The organism is Paenibacillus alba, assembly GCF_013204855.1.
Classification (GTDB): domain Bacteria; phylum Bacillota; class Bacilli; order Paenibacillales; family NBRC-103111; genus Paenibacillus_E; species Paenibacillus_E alba.
Window position 1 is genome coordinate 45,190 of the sequence record NZ_JABMKZ010000038.1, and the last position, 20,436, is coordinate 65,625.

A 20,436-nucleotide genomic window follows, 5' to 3' on the forward strand; every position below is an offset into this window, starting at 1 on the left:
GAAAGCTTTCTTCGTAAGCATAGGCTGAGCTTTCCGCATGAAAGCTCACTTCGTAAGCATAAGCTGAGCTTTCCGTAGCAAAGCTCACTTCGTAAGCTTTGACTGAGCTTTCTGCCAGAAAGTTCACTTCGTAAGCTTATTGCCAATTACTTCGTGCCGAACAGACGATCTCCCGCGTCTCCGAGCCCTGGTACAATATAGCCATGATCATTTAAATAATCATCAACAGCTGCTACATAGATATCCACGTCAGGATGCTCTTGTTGAACAGCCTTGATTCCTTCCGGTGCAGCGATCAGGCACATCAGCTTCATTTGCGTACAACCTCTGCGCTTAAGCACTTCAATAGCCATATTCGCCGAACCGCCGGTCGCCAGCATAGGATCAATCACGATCAACTCACGTTCCAGCACGTCCGTAGGCAGCTTCACATAATACTCGACAGGCTGAAGCGTGTCAGGATCACGGTAAAGGCCAACATGGCCCACTTTGGCAGCAGGCATTAGCTTCAATACGCCATCAACCATACCTAGGCCAGCTCGTAAAATCGGAATTAAACCCAGCATTCTTCCAGAAATAATTCGGCAATCTGCCGTTGTAACTGGCGTTTTCACTTGTACATGCTCAAGCGGCAGGTTTCTAGTAATTTCATAAACCATTAAAGTTGCAACTTCATCAACCAGTTCTCTAAAATCCTTCGTTTTCGTATTCTCATCCCGAATATAGGTAAGCTTATGCTGAATAAGCGGATGATCACAAATAAATAACTTCCCCATAATATCCTCCTAAAATAGCTTCATTTTCTATGTATTTTGCAAAAATTAGCGTCATTGTACGACAAACCTCGTCCATTATATCATATGTTATCCAACTTATCCTCTGAAAAACCAAACATCCCCTAACAGCACGAAAAACCGTCCCGAGACACAAGAATCCCGGACGGTTCGCTTTATTGCCGCTTATACGGCTATTCGTTTCTCATGACGGCTATATCGGGTCTCCAGCCAGCGGAATAACCGCTCGCAGCCCCAGCAAATAACCCAATAAATAATAGATGCATCAAAATACATTTCCAAATAGCGATAACCGTCGCCCGCCACAATTTTCGCTTGAGCCATGACCTCAATCACTTTGATCGCAAAAGCCAGCGAAGTCCCTTTGATTAAATTAATAAAAATATTGCCCAAATTGGGAAGTGCCGTAACGAATGCCTGAGGCGCAATAATTCGCGTCAAGGCCTGGGACGTCGTCATGCCGATCGACTGCGCCGCCTCCATCTGGCCAATTTCGATGTTGCTCAGCGCCCCGCGAATCACTTCTGACTGATAAGCCGCTGAATTAATCGTGAAAGCAAGCAGCGCGATGGCTAGTGGCGACATATCCTGCAGCGGAATGTGCCATCCCCACTTTTCATTGAGAATATCAACGAGCAGCGGCGTACCGTAGAACACCACGTAGAGCTGTACCAGCAGGGGAGTTCCGCGTATGAAGGAAACATACAAAGCCCCCGCCTTATCCAGCACAGGCACTTTATATATGCGGCACAAGGCGATAACAGAGCCCAGCAAAGTTCCTAGCAGCATCGAGATGATTGCGACGAACAGCATGGAAGGGACGCCCTTCAACACCTCCGGGAACTTCTCAATGGCAAAAGCTAAACTGAATTCGACCAAAGCAGCCCCCTCCCTTCCCTTTATCCGGCAATACTGATATGGCTTTTTTTATAGTTTCTTTCCATGATCCGAAACCCTCTCTCGATGAGAATGCTGATAATCCAGTAGATCAGGGAGACCAGAATATACACCTGAAACGTATTTTTGCCATAATTATTCCCCAGAATGATCTGCACCTGTCCCATAAGGTCAATGATGCCGATGGAGAAGGCCAGCGATGTTTCTTTTAATAAAATAATGACGTTGTTGCCCAAGTTAGGAATTGCGATCCCGAATGCCTGGGGTAAAATGATCCGTCTAAGCGACTGCCCGTAAGTCATGCCGATGCTGTATGCCGCCTCCTGCTGCCCGCTGCCTACGGCCAGATAAGAAGAGCGAATGACCTCGGAGAAGAACGCTGAGCTGTGCAGCGAAAAGGTGATAACAGCAAAAATCATTTTATTCCAGTTATTCACGTCAATTCCGAATAGAATCAACAGCTGCGGCAGTCCGTAATAAACAAGAAACAGTTGAACGATAGTCGGTGTACACCGCATGAAAGATAAATAAATCGTTGCCAGCCCATACAGATACTTGTTCTTCTGAATACGGGCGAGCGCAATCACCAACCCGAGCAATAAGCCGAACAGGAGAGAGGCCAGCAGAATCGTCAGCGTGACAGGCAATCTCTGGGCGATTCGCAGGACCAAATTCAGCGTTGTTTCCATTCCGGACCCACTCCTCTCAGGTTATTCCTTGCGGAACTTATAGCCCTGCTGCACGAACTCCAGGCTTTTGAATACATCGACTTTGAACCATTTCTCCGAAAGTTTCGACAAACTGCCATCCTTAATCAGTTCAGTCGTGGCCGCATCCACTTTCTGGGCAAGTTCTGTTTGATTTTTATTAAAAATGAAATATACCGGCTCTTTGGAAATAACGCCGCCAATCTTCAAGTTCAAATTCAACTTCTTCACGGCATCTTCGAAATGGTTGATGTTCAGCAAGTGCGCATCGTATTTGCCTGATTCCACAAGCTTCAAGTCGTCGGCTGGCGTCGTCTTGTCAACATCCTCGACTTTGATTTCCTTGCCCGGGTGTTTCAGATTGTAATCTTTGAGAATATAACGGAACCCTGAGACTGGGCTCATCGGTACTAATTTCTTACCGACCAGATCATCCAGCGTTTTGATATCATCTCGATCTGGCTTAACAGCCAAACCTGTAATCGAATAGCCGAACTCTTGCTGCGGGTACAAATACTTTTTCTCCCGCTCCGGATTCTTGAACCAGAAATTAGCGGCAAACGCATATTTGCCTGTATCTGTCCCGATCAATTGGCCTTCGTTGTCGACCGATTCATATTCAAATTTATATTCTGGCAGCTTTTTCTCCAATTCCTTCAAATAATCGATGATGAAGCCGGCTGGCTGATTCTTCTCATCCAGAAAGCTGAACAATGGCACCGGAACCGTGTTTAGTGCTGCTTTGACAACTTTCGGCGCTGCCTTGGCGGTTGGTGCTGTAGTCGTCGCAGGCACGTTGGTGGCTGCCCCTTCTTTGTTTGTAGCGGCTTTGGCGCAGCCTGCCAAAATAATAAACAGAACGACTGCCAAAATAAGATGAATGCGTGGTTGTTTCATAGATGATTCCTCCTAGGTAGATGGTATTTATAGGGATGCAGACGCCTGAACCTTGGACCAGCGATTGGTTGGGGAAGTCAGACCCAGATGTTCACGCAGTGTATGACCTGTGTACTCGGTGCGGTAGCGGCCTCTTTTTTGTAAAATCGGAATGACCTGCTCCACGAACTCCTCTAATCCTTGAAGATAGTGGGAAGGCATAATCGTGAATCCGTCACAAGCAGCCTGATCGATCCATGATTCCATCAAATCAGCCAATTGTTCCGGCGTTCCAGCGAAAGTATGGTGGCCGCCAGCCGATATAACGTGCTGACTCATTTGCCTAACCGTCCATTTCTCGCGCTGCCCCAAATCTTTCAATAGCTGCAAGCGGCTCTTCTTGCTGTTGTTGGCCTCGGCATCGATCTCCCAGTAGGGAAACGGGCCGTCCAATGGATACGACGACAAATCGACGTCAATCGTACCGGACAAGTTCCGGACCGCAATTTCGGGCAGCACCAGTTCATTGAAATAAACCTGCCGCTCCTTGGCTTCACGTTCTGAAGATCCAAGAATAGGGGCGAGTCCAGGCAAAATATGAAACTTCTCTGCATCGCGTCCGTAAGGCTCCAGCATCCCCTTCAGATTCGCATAGTAGCGCTGGGCATCCTGCAAATTATCCTGTGCAGTGAAGACAACCTCCGCTTTGCGAGCGGCAAACTGGAGACCGCTTCCTGATGACCCTGCCTGGAACAGCACAGGATGACCTTGTACCGGCCGGGGTATGTAGGAGCTGCCGCTGAAGGAGAAATGTGTATCCGAGTGATCGATATCATGCACTTTGGCAGGATCGAGATAGATGCCCGCTTCCCGGTTCGCAACCAGCGCATCCTCTTCCCAGCTATCCCAGAGTTTCATCGCCACCTCGACGAATTCGTTCGCCCTTTGATATCTCAGCGTATGATCCATATGGGCATCCTTGCTGAATTGGGACGCGATGCGCGGGTCCTGCGAAGTCACCATATTCCAGCCCGCACGGCCGCCGCTCAGATGATCCAGCGTGGCGAATCGGGCCGCTACATGATACGGATCGTTATACGTAGTAGAAAGCGTTGCCGTCAGGCCAATCCGCTCTGTAACAGCAGCCATCACAGAAAGCAGCGTCAGCGTATCCAGCGTCGGTATGGAACGATCCTCCCCGACTCTCTCGTTCTGCTCTCCAATTGCGATCTGTTCCAGCACCAGAATCGTATCGAATTTCCCCCGCTCAGACAGCCTGGCGAAATCCTGATAAAAAGCAATATCCAACAGCCGATCTGCCTGTGTTTCCGGGTGGCGCCATCCGCCTGTATGCTGACCGGCATTAAGAAGGAAGACGCCGAGGTGCAGTTGTTTTTTGGTTGTTGCCATACGTTAACCCCCCTTGCTGATTCGCTCGTTATCTATCGATGTTAGTCCTACCTGCTCCCTCAGAGTCGCTGCTGTGTAGGCCGTTCGGAAAAGCCCTCGCTGCTGCAGCTCAGGAATAACGTGCTGAACGAAAGCCGTAAGCCCGCTCTCAAGCAGCGGAAACTGGAGATGAAAGCCATCGCTTCCGTACGCTTGATACCAAGCCTCCATCCAATCTGCCAGCTGCTTGGGTGTTCCTACGAAGACATGGGTACCGGTTAATTCCAGCACACTATCCGTCAGTTCGCGCAGCGTCGAAGCTGTAATCTCCGCTGCTTCCATTGCTGCCCTCAAGGCGGGGATCGCAGGCAGCGAGTCATCCAGTGGATAGGCTGCCAAATCCACCTCGAACAGATCAGACAGCAGCGCAAGCGCCGCTTGGGGATCAACAAGACCTTTCAATTCCGCCGCTTTCTGACGCGCTTCCTCCTCCGTCCTGCCAAGAATCGGCGAGAGAGTTGTCAGGACCTTCCTACTGCCTGGCGAATGCCCGAAGAGTTCCCTCTCTTTACCCAGCTTGGCATAGAAATCAGCAGCAGCCCTGATCGATGGCCTGGAACTGAAAAGAATCTCCGCATCAACGTTGTTCGCGCCCCCCTGCTCCCAGCTCAGGCCAAGACGAACGGGGTACCTTTGCGGTGGTCTAGGTATGCTTAGCGGGCCGCGCACCCGGAAGTAAGAACCTGTATGGTGGATGAGATGCACCTTCTCCGAGTCGATGTATCGGCCTGACGCCTTATCAACGATAACGGCGCCTTCCTCCCAGCTGTCCCATAGACGCTCCGCGACTTCAATGAACTCCTGACGGCGCTCTTGACGCTCGGCAGCCGACAACTCAGGCGGCCCGCCATAGCGGCGGTGCGGCTCCTGCCAGTCCGTGGCGCTGGCCAGCCACGCTATTCGCCCGCCGCTCAGATGGTCGAGCGCAGCCAATTGGCGGGCAGCCGCGAACGGCTCCGTCACCGAAGTCGATATCGCTGCGCCAAGCCCGATGTGCGCAGTCACTGACGCTAGCGCCCCCAGCAAAGTGAAAGGCTCGAGCAGCAGCCCTGGCTCCGTGCCAGTGGCACGAAGCTGCGCGGCGATGGAAGTGCGATCCAAGTACAACAGATCCAGCTTCCCTTGCTCTGCCAGCTGTGCAATACGGTAGAAATAGGCCGGTTCATGCAATTGCTGTGCTTTAACTTCCGGATGACGCCAACTCCCCGGATAATACCCGGCACCCTGTACGGACAATGCCAGATGCAGCTGCCCTCTTCTTGTCCCCATGTAGGTCCCCAACACCTTTCCTCTCTGTTATCAGACACCAACAAGAGGCTAAGAATCCACCTTGCTATAAGGGGGAAATTCTTAGCCTCCGGTCGTCCAGCCAGCTATTTTTATTTATTTCTAATAAAAAGATTGAAATACCTTATTTCATATCGATATACTAGGATTAATACAAAATAGCACGCCCTTTTTTTTACGTCAACTGAATGATAAAGATCAAAGAAGAATGAACAGAATTGAAGAAAATGCCCATCATTTGACAGCTAGGAGGGTTGCCCACATGATCAAAGATCAATTTAATTTAATTCACATCAGTGAAGTCATGAATGAATTGGATGTCAGCCGCTCAACCATAGATCGCTGGCGGAAAACGAAACAACTCCCCAGTATGAAGATCGGGAAAGAAATCTATTTTGACAAGAACGAAGTGATCCGCTGGTACAGGCAGTTCGGTCAGGTTCGACAAGCTGCTCCTATTCTGAATGCCAACCAGACCCTGACCATCGGATATACTACGGTCTCAACCCATATGTGGAGCCCGCACATCATCAAGGAGTTCGGACTGCTGGAGGAAGAATTAAGGCGCGTCAACCCCAAGAATCGGATTGAAATCAAATGGCATAAAGCCAAAGATGGCATGGAGCTCGTGAAAGGCATGATTGCCGGCACCATTCATCTGGCTACTTTCGGCGATTACGCCCTCTCTGTCAGCCATACCATCAGTCGGCTGCTGCCGGACTTCCGTCCCATTCTGCTCGCTGCTGGCGGCAAGTCTGCGGAAGGCAACGGCTTCGGGATGGTCGTCCCTATGAGCCTGACCCTGAAGAACATCTCCGAGCTGGCCACACTGCCCATTGCGACGACATTCCGCACCAACGCGGAGTATCGACTGAAGAAAATGCTCGAATCCTACCATATGACCGAGCTCAACATTATTCATCGTTCCATCGAAGAAAGCATGGAGAGCCTGCACCAGGGCAAATTGAGCGCTTCGATTATGTGGGAGCCGTTCCTCAGCCTGGCGCATTATCAGCGTGTTGGCAAATCCATTTTTGATAAAGAACTAGGGCTTGGTTTCATGGCAGGCGTCGTCGCTGATGAACGCTGGGCTCTAGCCCATGAGGATTTGGTCGTTGCCTATTTGAAAGCCCACCTGCTAGCGAACCGGCTCATGCGGGAGCAGCCCAACAAAGCGGCCAAATTCTTCAGCCTGGAAACCGGATTTCCCGAAGAAGTCATCCACCGCTCCATTTCCCAGATTAGATGGGATGCGGCGCTCTACGAATCGGATCTAACCCGTCTGAGTTATTTTGACTCGACCCGGCAGGCAGATATTGCGTATAACATCGCCTATCTCCGTATCGCCGCTCAAGAGTTAAGGCTTCCGACGCTTCCCGTCCATCCGATCGCTGGCGCTTGGCAGCAGGATCATTATTATTAGAAGTCCGTTTACATCGCTGGAATTGTCGGATCCTAATGTTCGCAGCCTATTCAGCGAAAAGAGCACATCCACAGGATCGAGAGTCAGCACTCTAAGTCACCAAAAACAAAAAAAGCCAACTCCCGAAAGAGTCGGCTTCGTATATTTACTATTAGGAATTAGTAAGTTAAACCTGGGTAAAGCGGATATTGCGCCGTCAAATCTTTCACGAGACCGCGAGCTTTTTCCAAAACAGCTTCGTCTTTCGGGTTTTTCAGGGTAAGACCGATCACTTTCGCGATTGTTTTCATCGCTTCTTCACCCATGCCACGGGACGTTACAGCTGGTGTACCCAAACGGATACCGCTTGTGATGAACGGGCTAGTCGGGTCGAAAGGAATCGCATTTTTGTTCGCTGTAATTCCGATTTCGTCAAGCACGTGCTCAGCATCTTTACCCGTGATGTTCAGGTTGCGAAGGTCGATCAACATCAAGTGGTTATCTGTACCGCCGGAAACCAGGTTGATGCCTTCAGCTGTAAGAGCTGTCGCCAATGCTTGTGCATTGTTGATCACATTTTGACCGTATACTTTGAAATCCGGCTGCAAAGCTTCACCGAAGGAAACAGCTTTCGCTGCGATTGTGTGCATCAAAGGACCACCTTGGGAACCAGGGAATACCGCTTTATCAATCGCTGCTGCCCAAGCTTTGCGCGTCAGAATCATACCACCACGTGGTCCGCGAAGCGTTTTGTGCGTTGTTGTTGTAACGAAATGCGCGTGCGGCACTGGGTTCGGGTGCAAACCAGCAGCAACCAGACCTGCGATATGTGCCATATCGACGAAGAACAATGCGCCTACATCGTTAGCGATGGAAGCTAAAGCTTCGAAATCAATCGTGCGCGGGTAAGCACTTGCGCCAGCTACAAGCATGCGAGGTTTATGTTTGAATGCGGCTTTGCGAACATCGTCGTAATCGATGCGGAAATCTTTTTCACTTACGCCGTAAGCGACGAAATTGTAAAGAATACCGGAAGCATTCACCGGGCTGCCATGCGTCAAGTGACCGCCATGCGCCAAGTTCATGCCAAGCACCGTGTCACCAGGGTTCAGAGCTGCCAAATAAACAGCCATGTTCGCTTGTGCGCCGGAGTGAGGTTGAACGTTCGCGTGTTCAGCACCGAAAAGCTCTTTCGCACGGTCGCGAGCGATATCTTCCACGATGTCTACGTACTCACAACCGCCATAGTATCTTTTGCCTGGGTAGCCTTCTGCATATTTGTTCGTAAGTACAGTACCCATTGCTTCAAGAACAGCTTGGCTTACGATGTTTTCGGAAGCGATCAGCTCGATTTTGTCGCGTTGACGGCCAAGCTCAAGGTTCATTGCTTCTACGATTTTCGGATCTTGTTTGTTCAGAAAATTAGTCATTTGAAATTCCTCCTAGAAAATAGTCATATCTGTTGAATCATCATTCACTGAGAGAATAAGTTAACAATCCGCATCCGGTGCGGCTGTTTGGTAAAGCTGCTCAGCCGTATCTGCCGAATAGACAGCTCGGATACCGCCGATGAGTTTGGGCCGTGTGAATGCCATGGTCACATAAGCATGACCCAGATGCCGCACGGGCGGCCTTGCAGGAACAGCGACACGACGTAGATGCATCCCTATCAGGGTAGAGCCAATATCGATGCCGGCATGCGCTTGAATCGTCTCCACAACCACCGGCTTCGCGAATTGGCGATAGGCGTAGGAGGCCATCGAGCCTCCAGCTTTTGGAACTGGGATCACGGATACAGGCTCAAGCTGCGGTGCTAGCAGCAACAGCTCTTCTTCAATAACGAGAGCACGATTCAGATGCTCACAACACTGAAAAGCAACATGCAGCCCGAATTCGCGGCTAATGCGCTGCACCGTGTCATAAATCGGCTTCGCCGCATCCAGCGTGCCCGACGTGCCAATCTGATGCCCGAGGATTTCACTCGTGCTCGTACCGATGACCAGAATATGACCTGGCCGCAGACTGCCTACTTGGATCAACTCTCGAAGATTCGTTTCCAAACCTTCAGCAACATTGTGAAGTATGGAATCTGTCATGATGGCGCCCGCTCCTACGATTGAACCGTGAAGCGATCTTCGATGCTTTGCACTTTATTAATGCGGTTCTGGTGGCGAACACCTTGGGAAAACTCGGTTTCCAGCCAGATTTTCACAATTTCCTCGGCTACGCCGGGACCAATGATACGTTCCCCTAACGCAAGCACATTCGTATCGTTATGCTCACGCGTTGCTTTCGCCGAAAAAAGATCATGAACAAGCGCGCAGCGGATGCCCGGCACTTTGTTCGCAGCAATCGACATGCCAATGCCCGTCCCGCAAATGAGGATTCCTTTATCGGCACCGCCTGAAACGACTTGCTCACACACTTGAAGCGCATAGTCGGGATAATCCACCGAATCTGCACAACTGCAGCCATAATCGATGACTTGATGGCCTAAAGATTCAATAAAAGGAATGATTACATCTTTCAAACGATAGCCTGCATGATCCGCACCTAAGGCAATTTTCATGAATAGAACGCTCCTCATCTTCTTCGAATTCGACCATCCTATTATATCCCAAAGCGCACCAAAAACGAAAAAAAGAGCGGACACGCTAAAATACGCGCGTTGCTCTTTTGCCCAGGCGACCGGCCGTATAGCTCAATGCTCCATTGTGGTTGCCCCCACTCGTCGCCAGTTACATTGAGTCTTGCTTGATACTTTATATTCTATCGCATTCCGGCTTAAGTGTAAAGATGGAACCTCATTTCCTAAGTCCATTTGTCGAATGATTACTGCTCTTCACGGCTCTTGCGGAGTTTTATAACTAATTTATCCAAGCTGCTGCCGATCTCTTCCGCCGTTTGCCGATAAACCTCTAAAGGTCCGCCGAATGGATCGGATATGTCATAGTCAGGAATTTCAACCTCAAGCTGATAGATCCGACTTCTTTCTTCCACGGAAACTGCTTGCGAAAGAGCTTGTTTGAGCTGAACCTCAGTTACGAGGCGCTCCCGCTCTTCAATCGCTTGTAGGACATGCTCATCGTCTTCCACGTACTCTTTGAGTGTAAACGTCTTATCTATCGCATGCGGAAACCGCTGAATGACGGTTCTTTTGTGCCCCATGGTCATGGTTAAAATAAGATCGGCCCACTGCACCTCTGACTCTTGAATCGTCAATGAATACAATGGCTCCTTGAATCCTGCTTCCTGCAGCAGCGATGCACTGTTTCGAGAAATAGGACCTCCTGTTATTGCGGATACCCCTGCTGAACGAACCTCCGCCGCAAGCCCTTCTTGGTGCACCCGAATACGCAGCAAACCTTCTGCTAATGGACTGCGGCACGTATTTCCTGTACAAACAAATAGAATTCGCAACTTGAAATCCTCCTAAGCGTTAAACGTTCTCGCCCTTATTGTATCACAGTAAAAGCATGATCCCAAACGCCAGCAGAATCAATCCACCGAACGCTTCTCCATATTCTCCAACCCAGCCGCTTACCCGCCGGCCAACCAATAAGCCCGCTATGGAAAGCAAACCGCCAAACAGACCAAAAATAAGGACCGTCAAAACGATATCTGTCGCAAACATACCCAGAGATACGCCTACTGAAAAAGAATCTATGCTGACGCTAAGGGCAAAAATCATTAATCCCCATAACGTTCTGTGATCAAAAGAAGTCGCTTCTTCGCCCCGAATCGAGCTATACACCATATGAGAGCCTAACAGAATAAGCAAGCATCCTCCGGCGGCAGTCGCCACATTCCCAAGTAGCAAGGATACGTATTGGCCCATAAGCATCCCCATCAAAGGCATAATGACATGGAAAAAGCCAATCACGAAGCTAATTTTCAAAATATCCAGCAAACGAATGCCCTTCATGCCAATGCCGATCCCTAAGGAAAAAGCATCCAGACCCAGAGCAATCGCCATAATCATAATGGTTAAAAGTTGTCCAAAATCCACACCTGATTCGAGCATCGTGCTATCCCCCTTGTCCGCTTTCTCTCTCAAGATATGCGGACAAACAGGGAAACATTCTAGCTAAATACGGACAAGCCGATGACCGGCTGCTTTGCGCAGACGATTCATAATCGCAAGGCCGATTCCCGTTTCCGGGCAGCCCTCTGCTGCAATATAGGCGATTCCTTCCTGATCAAATCGTCGCAGCGCCCCATAGAGCTCCTGTGCAATCGTTTCCGGCTGCGCAAGCGACCCACAGGCAATAACCAAATCCGCCTCATACGCACCGGCTCTTTCTTCAAAAGTAAGAATACCCGTAGATTCGCCGCGAGCCTTGGCAGCATGAATATCGGCTTGGATCCAGGCCATGACGGCCTCTGACTTGTCGCCCTGCACAATATGCATATACCCTTTCGGCGCATAATGCGTATATTTCATTCCAGGAGCACGAGGAGTCTCCGAATCTCGCACCTCTTCCTGCTCCGGTTCATGAATCCGAATTGCCGGAAGTGCCGCCTGCAGCTGTTCCGCTGTAACACCGCCAGGTCGCAGGATAAATAATTGACCGTCTACAATCTGGATCACCGTTGACTCCACACCAACGCCTGTTGCGCCGCCGTCTACAATTCCACCAATACGTCCTTCCAAATCATCCCGTACATGTGAAGCTAACGTTGGGCTAGGTCGACCGGAGCTATTGGCGCTTGGCGCCGCTATCGGGAGCCCAGCTTCACGAAGCAGCTCTAAAGCAACCGGATGATCCGGTATGCGCACGCCCACAGTGGCAAGTCCTGCGGTCACCAACGACGAAATGCCGCCTGTTTGCACAGGCAGCACGAGGGTAAGGGGACCTGGCCAGAAAGCATCCATAAGCTGGCGATGTTCTGATGTTAGACTATCAGGATTTACCAAATCTGAGAGCTGCTCCCTATCAGCAATGTGAACGATCAGCGGGTTGTCAGAAGGCCTTCCTTTGGCTTTGAAAATACGCTGCACAGCTTCTGTATTCGTCGCATCTGCACCAAGTCCGTATACCGTCTCCGTTGGGAACGCGACCGTTTCACCACGCCGCAGAAGCATCGCCGCCTCCGCTAATTGCACCGTCATTTCCTTGCCCGAATCCCGATCCACTTTCCAAAACATAGTCACGCGATATCATCCTTACTTCACTTAAATTCGAATTTAGCTAAACCATGATGCTATCTTCTTAATCATTTCCCAAACGAAAAATTTCACTTCTGGCTGAGCAGCAGCAGCAGCAGGTTGTGCTTGTGCTTCAACTTGTACCTTCGAGGCATTGCTAGCTTTAGCGGCTGGTGTGACCTTCGCTGTTGGTGCTGGTGCAGTAGATGGCTTCGACTCGCCTTCTGTCTTAGCTACAACAGCGGCAGAGGCAACCGCTTCTCCGGATACGGAATCTACAAAGCATAACGGCGGGAACAATACGCACCACCAGTTCTGGCCTTCCCCGCTCCCAATCGTTACGCGCAGCGCTTCATAATCGCCAGCCGGATAAACTTGATTGCCATACATTTTCGTAGGAAACGGCACGCTTCCCAGTTCAACTGTATGGTCATACGAATAGCCGCGTGCTTCAATCATCTGTCCGACCAGCACATCAAACTCCGCTAAATGAGCTTTCACCACAGCTCTCGCTTCATCCAGTGATTGCGGGCCCACAACCCACTCCTGCATACGAGCGATGATAGCATCACGAATCTCGCGTTTCAACGCTTGATCCTGCGGTGAATCCGAGTTTGCGAGAATTCGCAGACGAATAGATTCCTTCGGTATGGTAGGCGAGATAACCGCCGCATTGGTCCGATTTGACTCCCAGCAAGTGATCATAACAATAAGTGCAAAAGCTACTAATAATAAATGTTTGAATGATGTGCGTTCCGTTCTTTTTACCATAAGGAAAAGCCCCTTCCCCTTCGCTTCTACTAACCAGTATGGGCAAAAAGAGAGGAAGCTAAACCTACGAATCTATTAAAAAGTGAGAAAATAATAGAGTTGGGTGATAGACGCGGGGTGGGCTGGTTTATCCCACCTGTAAGGCTGTTTTTCAGCGCTAAAGTGGCTTTTTATTAGTTCGCTGCTATTTTAGGGCTGATAAACAGCCTTAAGTTCTTAGTTCTAGTGCTTCTGACTAGTTTATCGTACTCGTAAGGCTGTTTTTCGGCGCTAAAGTGGCTTTTTATTGGTTCGCTGCTATTGTAAGGCTGAAAAACAGCCTTACGTTCTTAGTTCTAGTGCTTCTGACTAGTTTATCGTACTTGTAAGGCTGTTTTTCGGCGCTAAAGTGGCACTTTATCGGTTAGCCGCTATTGTAAGGCTGATAAACAGCCTTAACTTTTCAGTTCTAGTACTTCTAGCTAGTTTCTCGTACTCATAAGGCTGTTTTTCGGCGTTAAAGTGGCTTTTTATTGGTTCGCTGCTATTGTAAGGCTGAAAAACAGCCTTAAGTTCTAAGTTCTAGTGCTTCTGACTAGTTTATCGTACTCGTAAGGCTGTTTTTCGGCGCTAAAGTGGCACTTTATCGGTTAGCCGCTATTGTAAGGCTGATAAACAGCCTTAACTTTTCAGTTCTAGTACTTCTAGCAGGTTTGCCCCACTCGTAAGGCTGTTTTTCGGCGCTAAAGTGGCTTTTGCTTTGCCACTAATCGCGCACGCGGATCGCCAATACATGGCGATCAATGCCCTGGAGATCCGGCACGAAGCGGATCTCGTCCCAGTCCGCGGCGGCGCGCAGCATCGCCGCTACAGCATCGGCCTGCCGGATGCCGACCTCGAACCCGACCAAGGTCGGGATTCGCGGCAGCAGCCGCAGCTGCAAAACCATCCGGCGGTAGAGGTCGAGTCCCTCCACACCGCCGAACAAAGCCGTGTGCGGCTCGAACAGCCGCACTTCAGGCATCAGCGCCGGCAGGTCGCCATCAGGGATATACGGTGGGTTGGACACCAGTATATCCGGCGCGATCCCGCGCTGAATGAACGGCTCGAGGAGGTCGCCCTCGAGCCACTCCACACGCGCAACCACGCCGTGGCGCTGCGCGTTCACCCCAGCCATCTCCAGCGCTGCCGCAGAGATGTCGCTGGCCGCCACGCGCCACGTCGGACGCGCGTGGGCCACGGTCACCGGGATCGCTCCGCTCCCGGTGCCCACATCCGCAAGTAGCGGAGCGCCTTGCGGGAACAGACGCAAGCCCTCGTGGAGCAAAGCTTCCACGAGCAGCTCCGTCTCTGGCCGCGGGATCAGCACGGCCGGGCTAACGGCAAAAGAAAGGCCGAAGAAATCCTGCTCGCCGGTAATATACTGCACCGGCTCACCCGCGGCCTTTCGCTCGACCAGCTGGCGCCAAGACTCCGCCAGCTCCACCGGAAACTGTTCCTGGAAGCGGAACAGCAGCTCCGTGCGCGTGCAGCCCAGCAGGTGCTGCAGCAGCAATTCCACACAGGAAGCTGCCTCGGCCACGCCTAGCTTCCCTAAAAAAGAAGAAGCCTCTACATAGGCTTCTCTAATCGTAATCGCAGCAGTCGGCATCACATCGCCTGCTCCCCTTTATCTAAAGCATCCGATTGTGCAGCAATCGTAAGTGCTGAAACAATTTCCGCCATATCGCCATTCAGCACAGTTTCCAAACGATGCAAAGTCAAACCAATCCGGTGATCCGTAATCCGGCTTTGCGGGAAGTTGTACGTACGGATACGTTCTGAACGATCTCCCGTACCTACTTTGCTTTTACGCTCGCCGGCGTATTTCGCTTCTTCCTCTTCACGCATTTTATCTGAAATCCGCGTACGCAGTACACGAAGTGCTGATTCTTTATTCGAGTTTTGCGATTTCCCATCCTGACAAGTAGCAACGATTCCTGTCGGCACGTGAGTTACGCGCACAGCCGATTTCGTTGTATTAACGGACTGGCCGCCCGCTCCACTGGAACAGAACGTATCTACGCGAATGTCGGCATCATGAATGACAATTTCGACATCTTCAGCTTCCGGCATAACAACAACCGTCGAGGTTGAGGTATGAATACGTCCACCTGATTCCGTTACTGGAATCCGCTGAACACGGTGCGCTCCGCTCTCAAACTTGAGCTTGCTGTAGGCACCTTTACCCGTAATCATGAAAATAATCTCTTTGAATCCGCCCAAATCATTCACGGAAGCATCCAAAATTTCTGTTTTCCAACCTTGTCCGTCGGCATAACGCGTATACATACGGTACAGGTCGCCTGCGAATAACGCAGCTTCGTCACCGCCGGCAGCACCACGAATTTCGACGATTACGTTCTTATCATCATTCGGATCTTTGGGCATCATCAGCAATCTAAGTTGTTCTTCCAACGAAGCCGCTTGCTCGCTCAGCTCATCAATCTCCATTTTGACCATTTCACGCATCTCATCGTCCAGCTTCTCGTTCTGCATCACTTTGGCATCAGCAAGCTGTGCACTTACACTCTTATATTCATTATAAGCGTCATAAGCTTCTTGAAGATCAGATTGTTCCTTGGAGTATTCTCTCAATTTCTTCGTATCGCTTGTGACATCAGGGTCACACAACAGTTCACTTAATTTATCATATCGATCTACAATCGATTGCAGTCTATCCAACATCGTGGATCACTCCTTTCTTATCTTTTTCACTTCGTTAAACGTTGAATCTGAAATGCATGACGTCCCCGTCATTCACCACGTACTCTTTGCCCTCAAGGCGCACTTGGCCTTTTTCCTTCGCACCATTCATCGATCCAGCCGTCGTCAAATCAAGATAAGAGACAACTTCTGCACGGATAAATCCGCGTTCGAAATCGGTATGAATCACTCCAGCAGCTTGAGGAGCCTTCGTTCCCTTACGGATTGTCCATGCTCTTACTTCCTGCACACCTGCTGTAAAGTATGTGTACAAGCCAAGCAATCTGTAAGCTGCTTTAATCAATCTATTCAAGCCGGACTCTTGAAGTCCCAACTCTTCGAGGAACATCGCTTTTTCTTCGTCTTCCAGCTCGGCGATTTCGGATTCTACTTTCGCACTAATTGGCACGACTTCATTGTTTTCTTTGGCCGCATACTCCTTGACCAATTTCACATATTTATTGTCATCCGCCGTTGCAACCTCGTCCTCGCTCACATTCGCCGCGTAGAGAACAGGCTTCATCGTCAGCAAATGGAGATCACGAACGAGCAGCTTCTCATCTTCGCTTAAATCCAAACTGCGTGCTGGCTGGTCGGCATAAAGCGCCTCTTTGATCCGTTCGAGACATTCCACTTCCGCCACGACTTTCTTGTCGCCGCCTTTGAGGTTTTTGCGTGAACGTTCGATCTTCTTTTCTACGGATTCAATATCCGCCAAAATCAATTCCAAATTAATGGTTTCGATATCGCTGATCGGATCTACTTTACCGGATACGTGGGTAATATTATCATCCTCAAAACAACGAACAACATGCACAATGGCATCCACTTCACGAATGTGGGCCAAAAATTTATTTCCAAGCCCTTCGCCTTTGCTCGCGCCCTTCACCAAACCCGCAATGTCTACGAATTCGAAAGCCGTCGGAACAATGCTCTTCGGCACTACAATTTCAACCAGCTTATACAATCTCTCGTCTGGTACTTCTACTACCCCAACATTCGGATCAATCGTACAGAACGGATAGTTCGCAGATTCTGCCCCCGCCTGTGTAATTGCATTAAACAATGTCGATTTTCCTACGTTTGGTAGACCGACCACCCCGCAAGAGAGTCCCATTTATATACACAACTCCTTAATATTCATTATGTCAAATTCCTTAGAACATTATATATTAGTCCGGGTGTAATGTCACTTATATAAGAAAGGAAACTCTGGCATGTCTCATTTATACATCCGATTGTACGCTGAAGCGAGAGAATAACTGCCCAAATGAGCTCTCTTCGACTCGTTACTCCTGTTTTTACAAAAATGGATTTGAGATGATCCTGCACCGTATACGTCGAAATGCGAAGGGAAAGCGCAAGCTCTTTCGTAGAAAAGCCTCTCAAGAGGCCATCAAGGATCTGCTTCTCACGCTCCGATAATCCATAAGCTTCCGCGATAAGTGGCGGCAATGTATCAATACCTTCCTTTGACGAAATGAAACAAAAAGCCTGTGGGCTATTGATTCGCCACAGACTTTTTTTCCATTGCTTTTTTGATTTGCATTTCCCGCTTCTGGACGAAATACGTTTCAATCTGATTTTTTAAAATAAAACCTCTAAGCGCGTTGATTTTCTCTTCGGGCACATTGAGATAGCATGCGCCATAATAGAAGCCTGAGTCCGTTTTCTCTTTTCTTACAACTTCCATGGTGCACGGCATTGAAAAACCAAGATTCAGCTCCACTTCTAGCTGAGAATGCTTTTGAATTATTTTTTCAACCATGGTGTTGTCATCTACTGTGAATCCTAAGCCATTGATCGAAATATTTTTGATTGAAATCGCAATCGGGTTGTCCAATTGATGCTTGTTTCGCTTATTTACATCCTGCAATCCGAACAACAAGCCTCCGTTCGTCACATCTACCCGTGGAAACTCCCGCTTCTCGGTAAATTTCCGACGATTCTCTGGAGGGTTTAAGACAATGAGGGAACCTTGCTCTTTGGCAAGCACCGTCGTCGCTAGGACGAATAGGCCAGATTTCGTATAAACTGTCATTTTTAATCTATCTCCCAAGTTGAAAACATCAAACTCAGGCAATTCGACCTCAATAATATCGCCGAGGGCATACGTCAGTACGCCGGTAGATACGAAATCCTCCTTGCTGAGCACTGCTTTGCTTTCAAGCATGACGTCGGCATCATAACCTTCTTTGCTGCCATAAAATTTTTTCGGTTGCTGCTCGTTGGCCACTTCCCTCAACATCCTTTCACACTCCGTACTCGCTATGTATAAAAAAATAGACTGCTCCGCTTGCCCGGAACAGTCTATTACCTGAATCAAAAAAAGCATCGATTTTCGGTAACCAGGCTGTCATAGTTCGCGGGAACCGTAGACCCTCAGCTTTGCGTCCTTGCCTTTCGACAAGTTTGCCATTTTCGAATTCTGCTGCATATGTTGTGTGCTTCGTTCTTATGGTCATAAAGACCTACTTCTATTTTCATTATATCGGTGATGTTCCGTCTTATCAACTAAAAACCTTGCTTAGTCGAGCATTTTGTTGTATGAATGTAGAAAGATTACATATCCACAACATTTTAAGTTATCCACACTGTTATCCACAGGTTGTTAACAACGAATATTTGTTCGATCTTTTATGCACATGTGGATAAGATTATTTTAGCGAGGTGTCCCCCTGTGGATGAACATATCCCCTGGATGAAAGCTGCCATTCAAGAGGCTCTCAAGGCCGAAGCCATCCGTGAAGTACCGATCGGAGCTGTTGTTGTTCACCAAGGCCAAATCATTGGCCGCGGCTACAATCTCCGTGAAACGACGCTAGACCCACTCGCTCATGCAGAGCTGATCGCCATTAAGCAAGCTAGCGAGCATTTGCAAGCCTGGCGGCTGCTCGATTGTCAGCTCTACGTAACGTTGGAGCCCTGCCCGATGTGCGCAGGTGCGATTGTGCAGGCGCGCATCCCGCAAGTGATCTACGGCACAACAGATCCTAAAGCCGGCTGCGCCGGCACACTGATGAATCTGCTGCAGGAAGATCGGTTCAATCACCGCGTCGATGTCATTAGTGGGGTGCTGCGCGAAGAATGCTCCACGATGCTGACACAATTTTTCCGCAAGCTGCGCGGCAAGGAATAATCTTGCATGACCAAAAGCATCGTGGTAGAATAGACGATGCTATGCGCCCGTAGCTCAGCAGGATAGAGCAACAGTTTCCTAAACTGTAGGTCGTACGTTCGAATCGTATCGGGCGCGTGATTTTAAACTTATAAATCAAGGCTTTTCGACTTTTAACCCGCTAAGCCCCAAAACGCAATAACCCTTCGTTGGCGACAAACCAATTGGAGGGTTATTTTTATGGTCAAATTGTCTATACAGGTTATCGTAATTACTTCTGCTTTTACGTCTAAGTGCAGAGCTTTTTGTAAATAATGAAGGTGTATTAAGGTTGTCAACGAATAAGTAGTTATGACGATAGCTGCATGTATAAATTGAATTAAATGGCGGTGAATGCGTGGATAATCAGCTTAAATCGAAAGTAAATACATTACTCGAGAATCAACATGGAATTGCCCGAACAAGAGATTTTTTAAACGCGGGTATTACCCATTACTACATAAAAAAAATGGAATCGCTGGGCGAAATCGCTCGAGTGAAACAAGGTCTTTATCGGCATACAGACTTTAGTAAAGGTACAGTTGACGAGATTGTTGAGGTATCACAGCTAGTTCCTAAAGGGGTCATCTGTCTCTTGTCCGCTCTCTCCTTCCATGAATTGACGACCTATAATCCGTGGGAGTATCAGATTGCCATTCATCGCGGCAGCAAGAAGCCGAAACTTCCCGATTATCCACCCATCAAAGTAGTTTATTTGGCAGATACACAATTTAACATTGGAGTAAGCGAAGTTCGTATCGAAGGAACTGTCGTTAAATTATATGACCGTGAGAAAACAATCTGTGATATTGTCAGGTATCGTGAAAAGGTAGGCATTGACATTATGAAAGAAGGGCTGAGAAATTATCTTCACTCACCAGAGAAAAATATTACGAAGCTAGTCGCATATGCCGAACAATTGCGAATCAAGACAGTACTGCAAAAATATCTCGAGGTGCTGGTTTAATGAGTGAAATTAAAAATATCCCTGTATCTATCTCCGAACGGTTAAAGAACATTGCCCGAGATTCAGTCGCTACGTTCTTGAAGCCTATTTATCAAAGTATTCTAAGGGAGCAAGAATTCTTTGGAAGATGGACTGCTGCTGAAAAGATATGGTCTAATCCAGGTCCATCAAATATGAGTGTATTCTGATCCATAAAAAGTTCTCTGTAACCTATTGACAATGGAATACTCAAAGGGTGGCTTTTTTCTATTCAGCT

The 20,436-nt window shown here is 48.9% G+C and carries 22 protein-coding genes, 1 tRNA gene and 2 riboswitches; of the genes, 5 read left to right on the top strand and 18 right to left on the bottom strand.

What is annotated here, in order from left to right:
* Positions 1-146: 146 nt before the first annotated feature.
* The 6 genes from upp to HQN90_RS30925 all read right to left on the bottom strand — a co-directional run bounded on the left by upp (position 147) and on the right by HQN90_RS30925 (position 5,992).
* Positions 147-776 (bottom strand): uracil phosphoribosyltransferase, encoded by a 630-nt coding sequence (upp, locus tag HQN90_RS30900; protein ID WP_079416976.1) that lies wholly within the window; start codon positions 774-776, stop codon positions 147-149.
* 183 nt (positions 777-959) lie between these two features.
* Positions 960-1,673 (bottom strand): amino acid ABC transporter permease, encoded by a 714-nt coding sequence (locus HQN90_RS30905; RefSeq protein ID WP_246362922.1) that lies wholly within the window; start codon positions 1,671-1,673, stop codon positions 960-962.
* A gap of 20 nt (positions 1,674-1,693) precedes the next feature.
* Entirely contained in the window at positions 1,694-2,380 is a 687-nt protein-coding gene (locus HQN90_RS30910; protein ID WP_173226311.1) for an amino acid ABC transporter permease, read from the bottom strand.
* 21 nt (positions 2,381-2,401) lie between these two features.
* A complete protein-coding gene (locus HQN90_RS30915; RefSeq protein ID WP_173226314.1) occupies positions 2,402-3,295 on the bottom strand; it encodes a transporter substrate-binding domain-containing protein in 894 nt (297 codons plus the stop codon).
* 27 nt (positions 3,296-3,322) lie between these two features.
* Complete coding sequence (locus HQN90_RS30920; protein WP_173226315.1) at positions 3,323-4,684, bottom strand: LLM class flavin-dependent oxidoreductase; 1,362 nt, start codon at positions 4,682-4,684, stop codon at positions 3,323-3,325.
* Between the two features lie 3 nt (positions 4,685-4,687).
* On the bottom strand, positions 4,688-5,992 hold the full coding sequence (locus tag HQN90_RS30925) for an NtaA/DmoA family FMN-dependent monooxygenase (RefSeq protein ID WP_173226317.1): 1,305 nt from the start codon (positions 5,990-5,992) through the stop codon (positions 4,688-4,690).
* A 226-nt stretch (positions 5,993-6,218) separates the two neighbouring features.
* Here HQN90_RS30925 and HQN90_RS30930 point away from each other — a divergent pair, with 226 nt between their 5' ends.
* Positions 6,219-7,433 carry a helix-turn-helix domain-containing protein gene (locus HQN90_RS30930; RefSeq protein ID WP_173226320.1) on the top strand — a complete coding sequence of 405 codons (1,215 nt, stop codon included), beginning with the start codon at positions 6,219-6,221 and terminating at the stop codon, positions 7,431-7,433.
* A gap of 158 nt (positions 7,434-7,591) precedes the next feature.
* Here HQN90_RS30930 and HQN90_RS30935 read toward each other — a convergent pair whose 3' ends face one another.
* The 12 genes from HQN90_RS30935 to HQN90_RS30990 all read right to left on the bottom strand — a co-directional run bounded on the left by HQN90_RS30935 (position 7,592) and on the right by HQN90_RS30990 (position 18,304).
* A complete protein-coding gene (locus HQN90_RS30935) occupies positions 7,592-8,842 on the bottom strand; it encodes a serine hydroxymethyltransferase (RefSeq protein WP_079416966.1) in 1,251 nt (416 codons plus the stop codon).
* A gap of 60 nt (positions 8,843-8,902) precedes the next feature.
* The gene (locus HQN90_RS30940; RefSeq protein ID WP_173226322.1) at positions 8,903-9,508 is read right to left on the bottom strand and encodes a TIGR01440 family protein; all 606 of its coding nucleotides are present in this window, start codon (positions 9,506-9,508) and stop codon (positions 8,903-8,905) included.
* A gap of 14 nt (positions 9,509-9,522) precedes the next feature.
* Positions 9,523-9,981 carry a ribose 5-phosphate isomerase B gene (gene rpiB / locus HQN90_RS30945; protein ID WP_079416962.1) on the bottom strand — a complete coding sequence of 153 codons (459 nt, stop codon included), beginning with the start codon at positions 9,979-9,981 and terminating at the stop codon, positions 9,523-9,525.
* A gap of 102 nt (positions 9,982-10,083) precedes the next feature.
* Positions 10,084-10,164: riboswitch (ZMP/ZTP riboswitch) on the bottom strand.
* Positions 10,165-10,244: 80 nt separating this feature from the next.
* Complete coding sequence (locus tag HQN90_RS30950; protein ID WP_173226324.1) at positions 10,245-10,832, bottom strand: low molecular weight protein arginine phosphatase; 588 nt, start codon at positions 10,830-10,832, stop codon at positions 10,245-10,247.
* A 43-nt stretch (positions 10,833-10,875) separates the two neighbouring features.
* Positions 10,876-11,436, bottom strand: a complete 561-nt coding sequence (locus HQN90_RS30955) for a manganese efflux pump MntP (protein WP_173226326.1) — start codon at positions 11,434-11,436, stop codon at positions 10,876-10,878.
* A gap of 63 nt (positions 11,437-11,499) precedes the next feature.
* A complete protein-coding gene (locus HQN90_RS30960; protein ID WP_173226360.1) occupies positions 11,500-12,561 on the bottom strand; it encodes an L-threonylcarbamoyladenylate synthase in 1,062 nt (353 codons plus the stop codon).
* 39 nt (positions 12,562-12,600) lie between these two features.
* Positions 12,601-13,332, bottom strand: a complete 732-nt coding sequence (gene spoIIR, locus HQN90_RS30965) for a stage II sporulation protein R (RefSeq protein WP_173226328.1) — start codon at positions 13,330-13,332, stop codon at positions 12,601-12,603.
* A 745-nt stretch (positions 13,333-14,077) separates the two neighbouring features.
* Positions 14,078-14,962, bottom strand: a complete 885-nt coding sequence (gene prmC, locus HQN90_RS30970) for a peptide chain release factor N(5)-glutamine methyltransferase (protein ID WP_173226330.1) — start codon at positions 14,960-14,962, stop codon at positions 14,078-14,080.
* Positions 14,962-16,038, bottom strand: coding sequence for a peptide chain release factor 1 (gene prfA / locus HQN90_RS30975; protein WP_173226332.1), 1,077 nt, complete (start codon positions 16,036-16,038; stop codon positions 14,962-14,964). Before prfA ends, prmC begins: the two co-directional genes overlap by 1 nt.
* 34 nt (positions 16,039-16,072) lie before the next feature.
* Positions 16,073-17,173: a redox-regulated ATPase YchF gene (gene ychF, locus HQN90_RS30980; protein WP_079416948.1), complete on the bottom strand. Its 1,101-nt coding sequence runs from the start codon at positions 17,171-17,173 to the stop codon at positions 16,073-16,075.
* A 26-nt stretch (positions 17,174-17,199) separates the two neighbouring features.
* Positions 17,200-17,511 carry a helix-turn-helix transcriptional regulator gene (locus HQN90_RS30985; RefSeq protein ID WP_246362923.1) on the bottom strand — a complete coding sequence of 104 codons (312 nt, stop codon included), beginning with the start codon at positions 17,509-17,511 and terminating at the stop codon, positions 17,200-17,202.
* Between the two features lie 46 nt (positions 17,512-17,557).
* On the bottom strand, positions 17,558-18,304 hold the full coding sequence (locus HQN90_RS30990) for a PilZ domain-containing protein (protein ID WP_173226334.1): 747 nt from the start codon (positions 18,302-18,304) through the stop codon (positions 17,558-17,560).
* A 92-nt stretch (positions 18,305-18,396) separates the two neighbouring features.
* A riboswitch (cyclic di-GMP riboswitch) is annotated at positions 18,397-18,483 on the bottom strand.
* A 274-nt stretch (positions 18,484-18,757) separates the two neighbouring features.
* Between HQN90_RS30990 and tadA the strand changes: the two genes are divergently transcribed.
* The 4 genes from tadA to HQN90_RS31010 all read left to right on the top strand — a co-directional run bounded on the left by tadA (position 18,758) and on the right by HQN90_RS31010 (position 20,368).
* Positions 18,758-19,195: a tRNA adenosine(34) deaminase TadA gene (tadA, locus tag HQN90_RS30995; RefSeq protein WP_173226363.1), complete on the top strand. Its 438-nt coding sequence runs from the start codon at positions 18,758-18,760 to the stop codon at positions 19,193-19,195.
* Between the two features lie 43 nt (positions 19,196-19,238).
* A tRNA-Arg gene (locus HQN90_RS31000) sits at positions 19,239-19,312 on the top strand.
* A gap of 259 nt (positions 19,313-19,571) precedes the next feature.
* Entirely contained in the window at positions 19,572-20,180 is a 609-nt protein-coding gene (locus HQN90_RS31005) for a type IV toxin-antitoxin system AbiEi family antitoxin domain-containing protein (protein WP_173226336.1), read from the top strand.
* Entirely contained in the window at positions 20,180-20,368 is a 189-nt protein-coding gene (locus HQN90_RS31010) for a hypothetical protein (RefSeq protein WP_173226338.1), read from the top strand. The genes HQN90_RS31005 and HQN90_RS31010 overlap by 1 nt, the downstream gene beginning before the upstream one ends.
* Positions 20,369-20,436 lie beyond the last annotated feature (68 nt).

What these genes read in the sequence shown, in the direction of transcription:
- HQN90_RS30910 (WP_173226311.1), bottom strand. Translation starts at nt 2,380, where the DNA reads ATGGAAACAACGCTGAATTTGGTCCTGCGAATCGCCCAGAGATTGCCT.
- HQN90_RS30955 (WP_173226326.1), bottom strand. Translation starts at nt 11,436, where the DNA reads ATGCTCGAATCAGGTGTGGATTTTGGACAACTTTTAACCATTATGATT.
- HQN90_RS30935 (WP_079416966.1), bottom strand. Translation starts at nt 8,842, where the DNA reads ATGACTAATTTTCTGAACAAACAAGATCCGAAAATCGTAGAAGCAATG.
- HQN90_RS30925 (WP_173226317.1), bottom strand. Translation starts at nt 5,992, where the DNA reads ATGGGGACAAGAAGAGGGCAGCTGCATCTGGCATTGTCCGTACAGGGT.
- HQN90_RS30930 (WP_173226320.1), top strand. Translation starts at nt 6,219, where the DNA reads ATGAACAGAATTGAAGAAAATGCCCATCATTTGACAGCTAGGAGGGTT.
- upp (WP_079416976.1), bottom strand. Translation starts at nt 776, where the DNA reads ATGGGGAAGTTATTTATTTGTGATCATCCGCTTATTCAGCATAAGCTT.
- HQN90_RS30940 (WP_173226322.1), bottom strand. Translation starts at nt 9,508, where the DNA reads ATGACAGATTCCATACTTCACAATGTTGCTGAAGGTTTGGAAACGAAT.
- HQN90_RS31010 (WP_173226338.1), top strand. Translation starts at nt 20,180, where the DNA reads ATGAGTGAAATTAAAAATATCCCTGTATCTATCTCCGAACGGTTAAAG.
- tadA (WP_173226363.1), top strand. Translation starts at nt 18,758, where the DNA reads ATGAAAGCTGCCATTCAAGAGGCTCTCAAGGCCGAAGCCATCCGTGAA.
- ychF (WP_079416948.1), bottom strand. Translation starts at nt 17,173, where the DNA reads ATGGGACTCTCTTGCGGGGTGGTCGGTCTACCAAACGTAGGAAAATCG.
- prfA (WP_173226332.1), bottom strand. Translation starts at nt 16,038, where the DNA reads ATGTTGGATAGACTGCAATCGATTGTAGATCGATATGATAAATTAAGT.
- prmC (WP_173226330.1), bottom strand. Translation starts at nt 14,962, where the DNA reads ATGCCGACTGCTGCGATTACGATTAGAGAAGCCTATGTAGAGGCTTCT.
- HQN90_RS30915 (WP_173226314.1), bottom strand. Translation starts at nt 3,295, where the DNA reads ATGAAACAACCACGCATTCATCTTATTTTGGCAGTCGTTCTGTTTATT.
- HQN90_RS30990 (WP_173226334.1), bottom strand. Translation starts at nt 18,304, where the DNA reads ATGTTGAGGGAAGTGGCCAACGAGCAGCAACCGAAAAAATTTTATGGC.
- rpiB (WP_079416962.1), bottom strand. Translation starts at nt 9,981, where the DNA reads ATGAAAATTGCCTTAGGTGCGGATCATGCAGGCTATCGTTTGAAAGAT.
- HQN90_RS30920 (WP_173226315.1), bottom strand. Translation starts at nt 4,684, where the DNA reads ATGGCAACAACCAAAAAACAACTGCACCTCGGCGTCTTCCTTCTTAAT.
- HQN90_RS30960 (WP_173226360.1), bottom strand. Translation starts at nt 12,561, where the DNA reads ATGTTTTGGAAAGTGGATCGGGATTCGGGCAAGGAAATGACGGTGCAA.
- spoIIR (WP_173226328.1), bottom strand. Translation starts at nt 13,332, where the DNA reads ATGGTAAAAAGAACGGAACGCACATCATTCAAACATTTATTATTAGTA.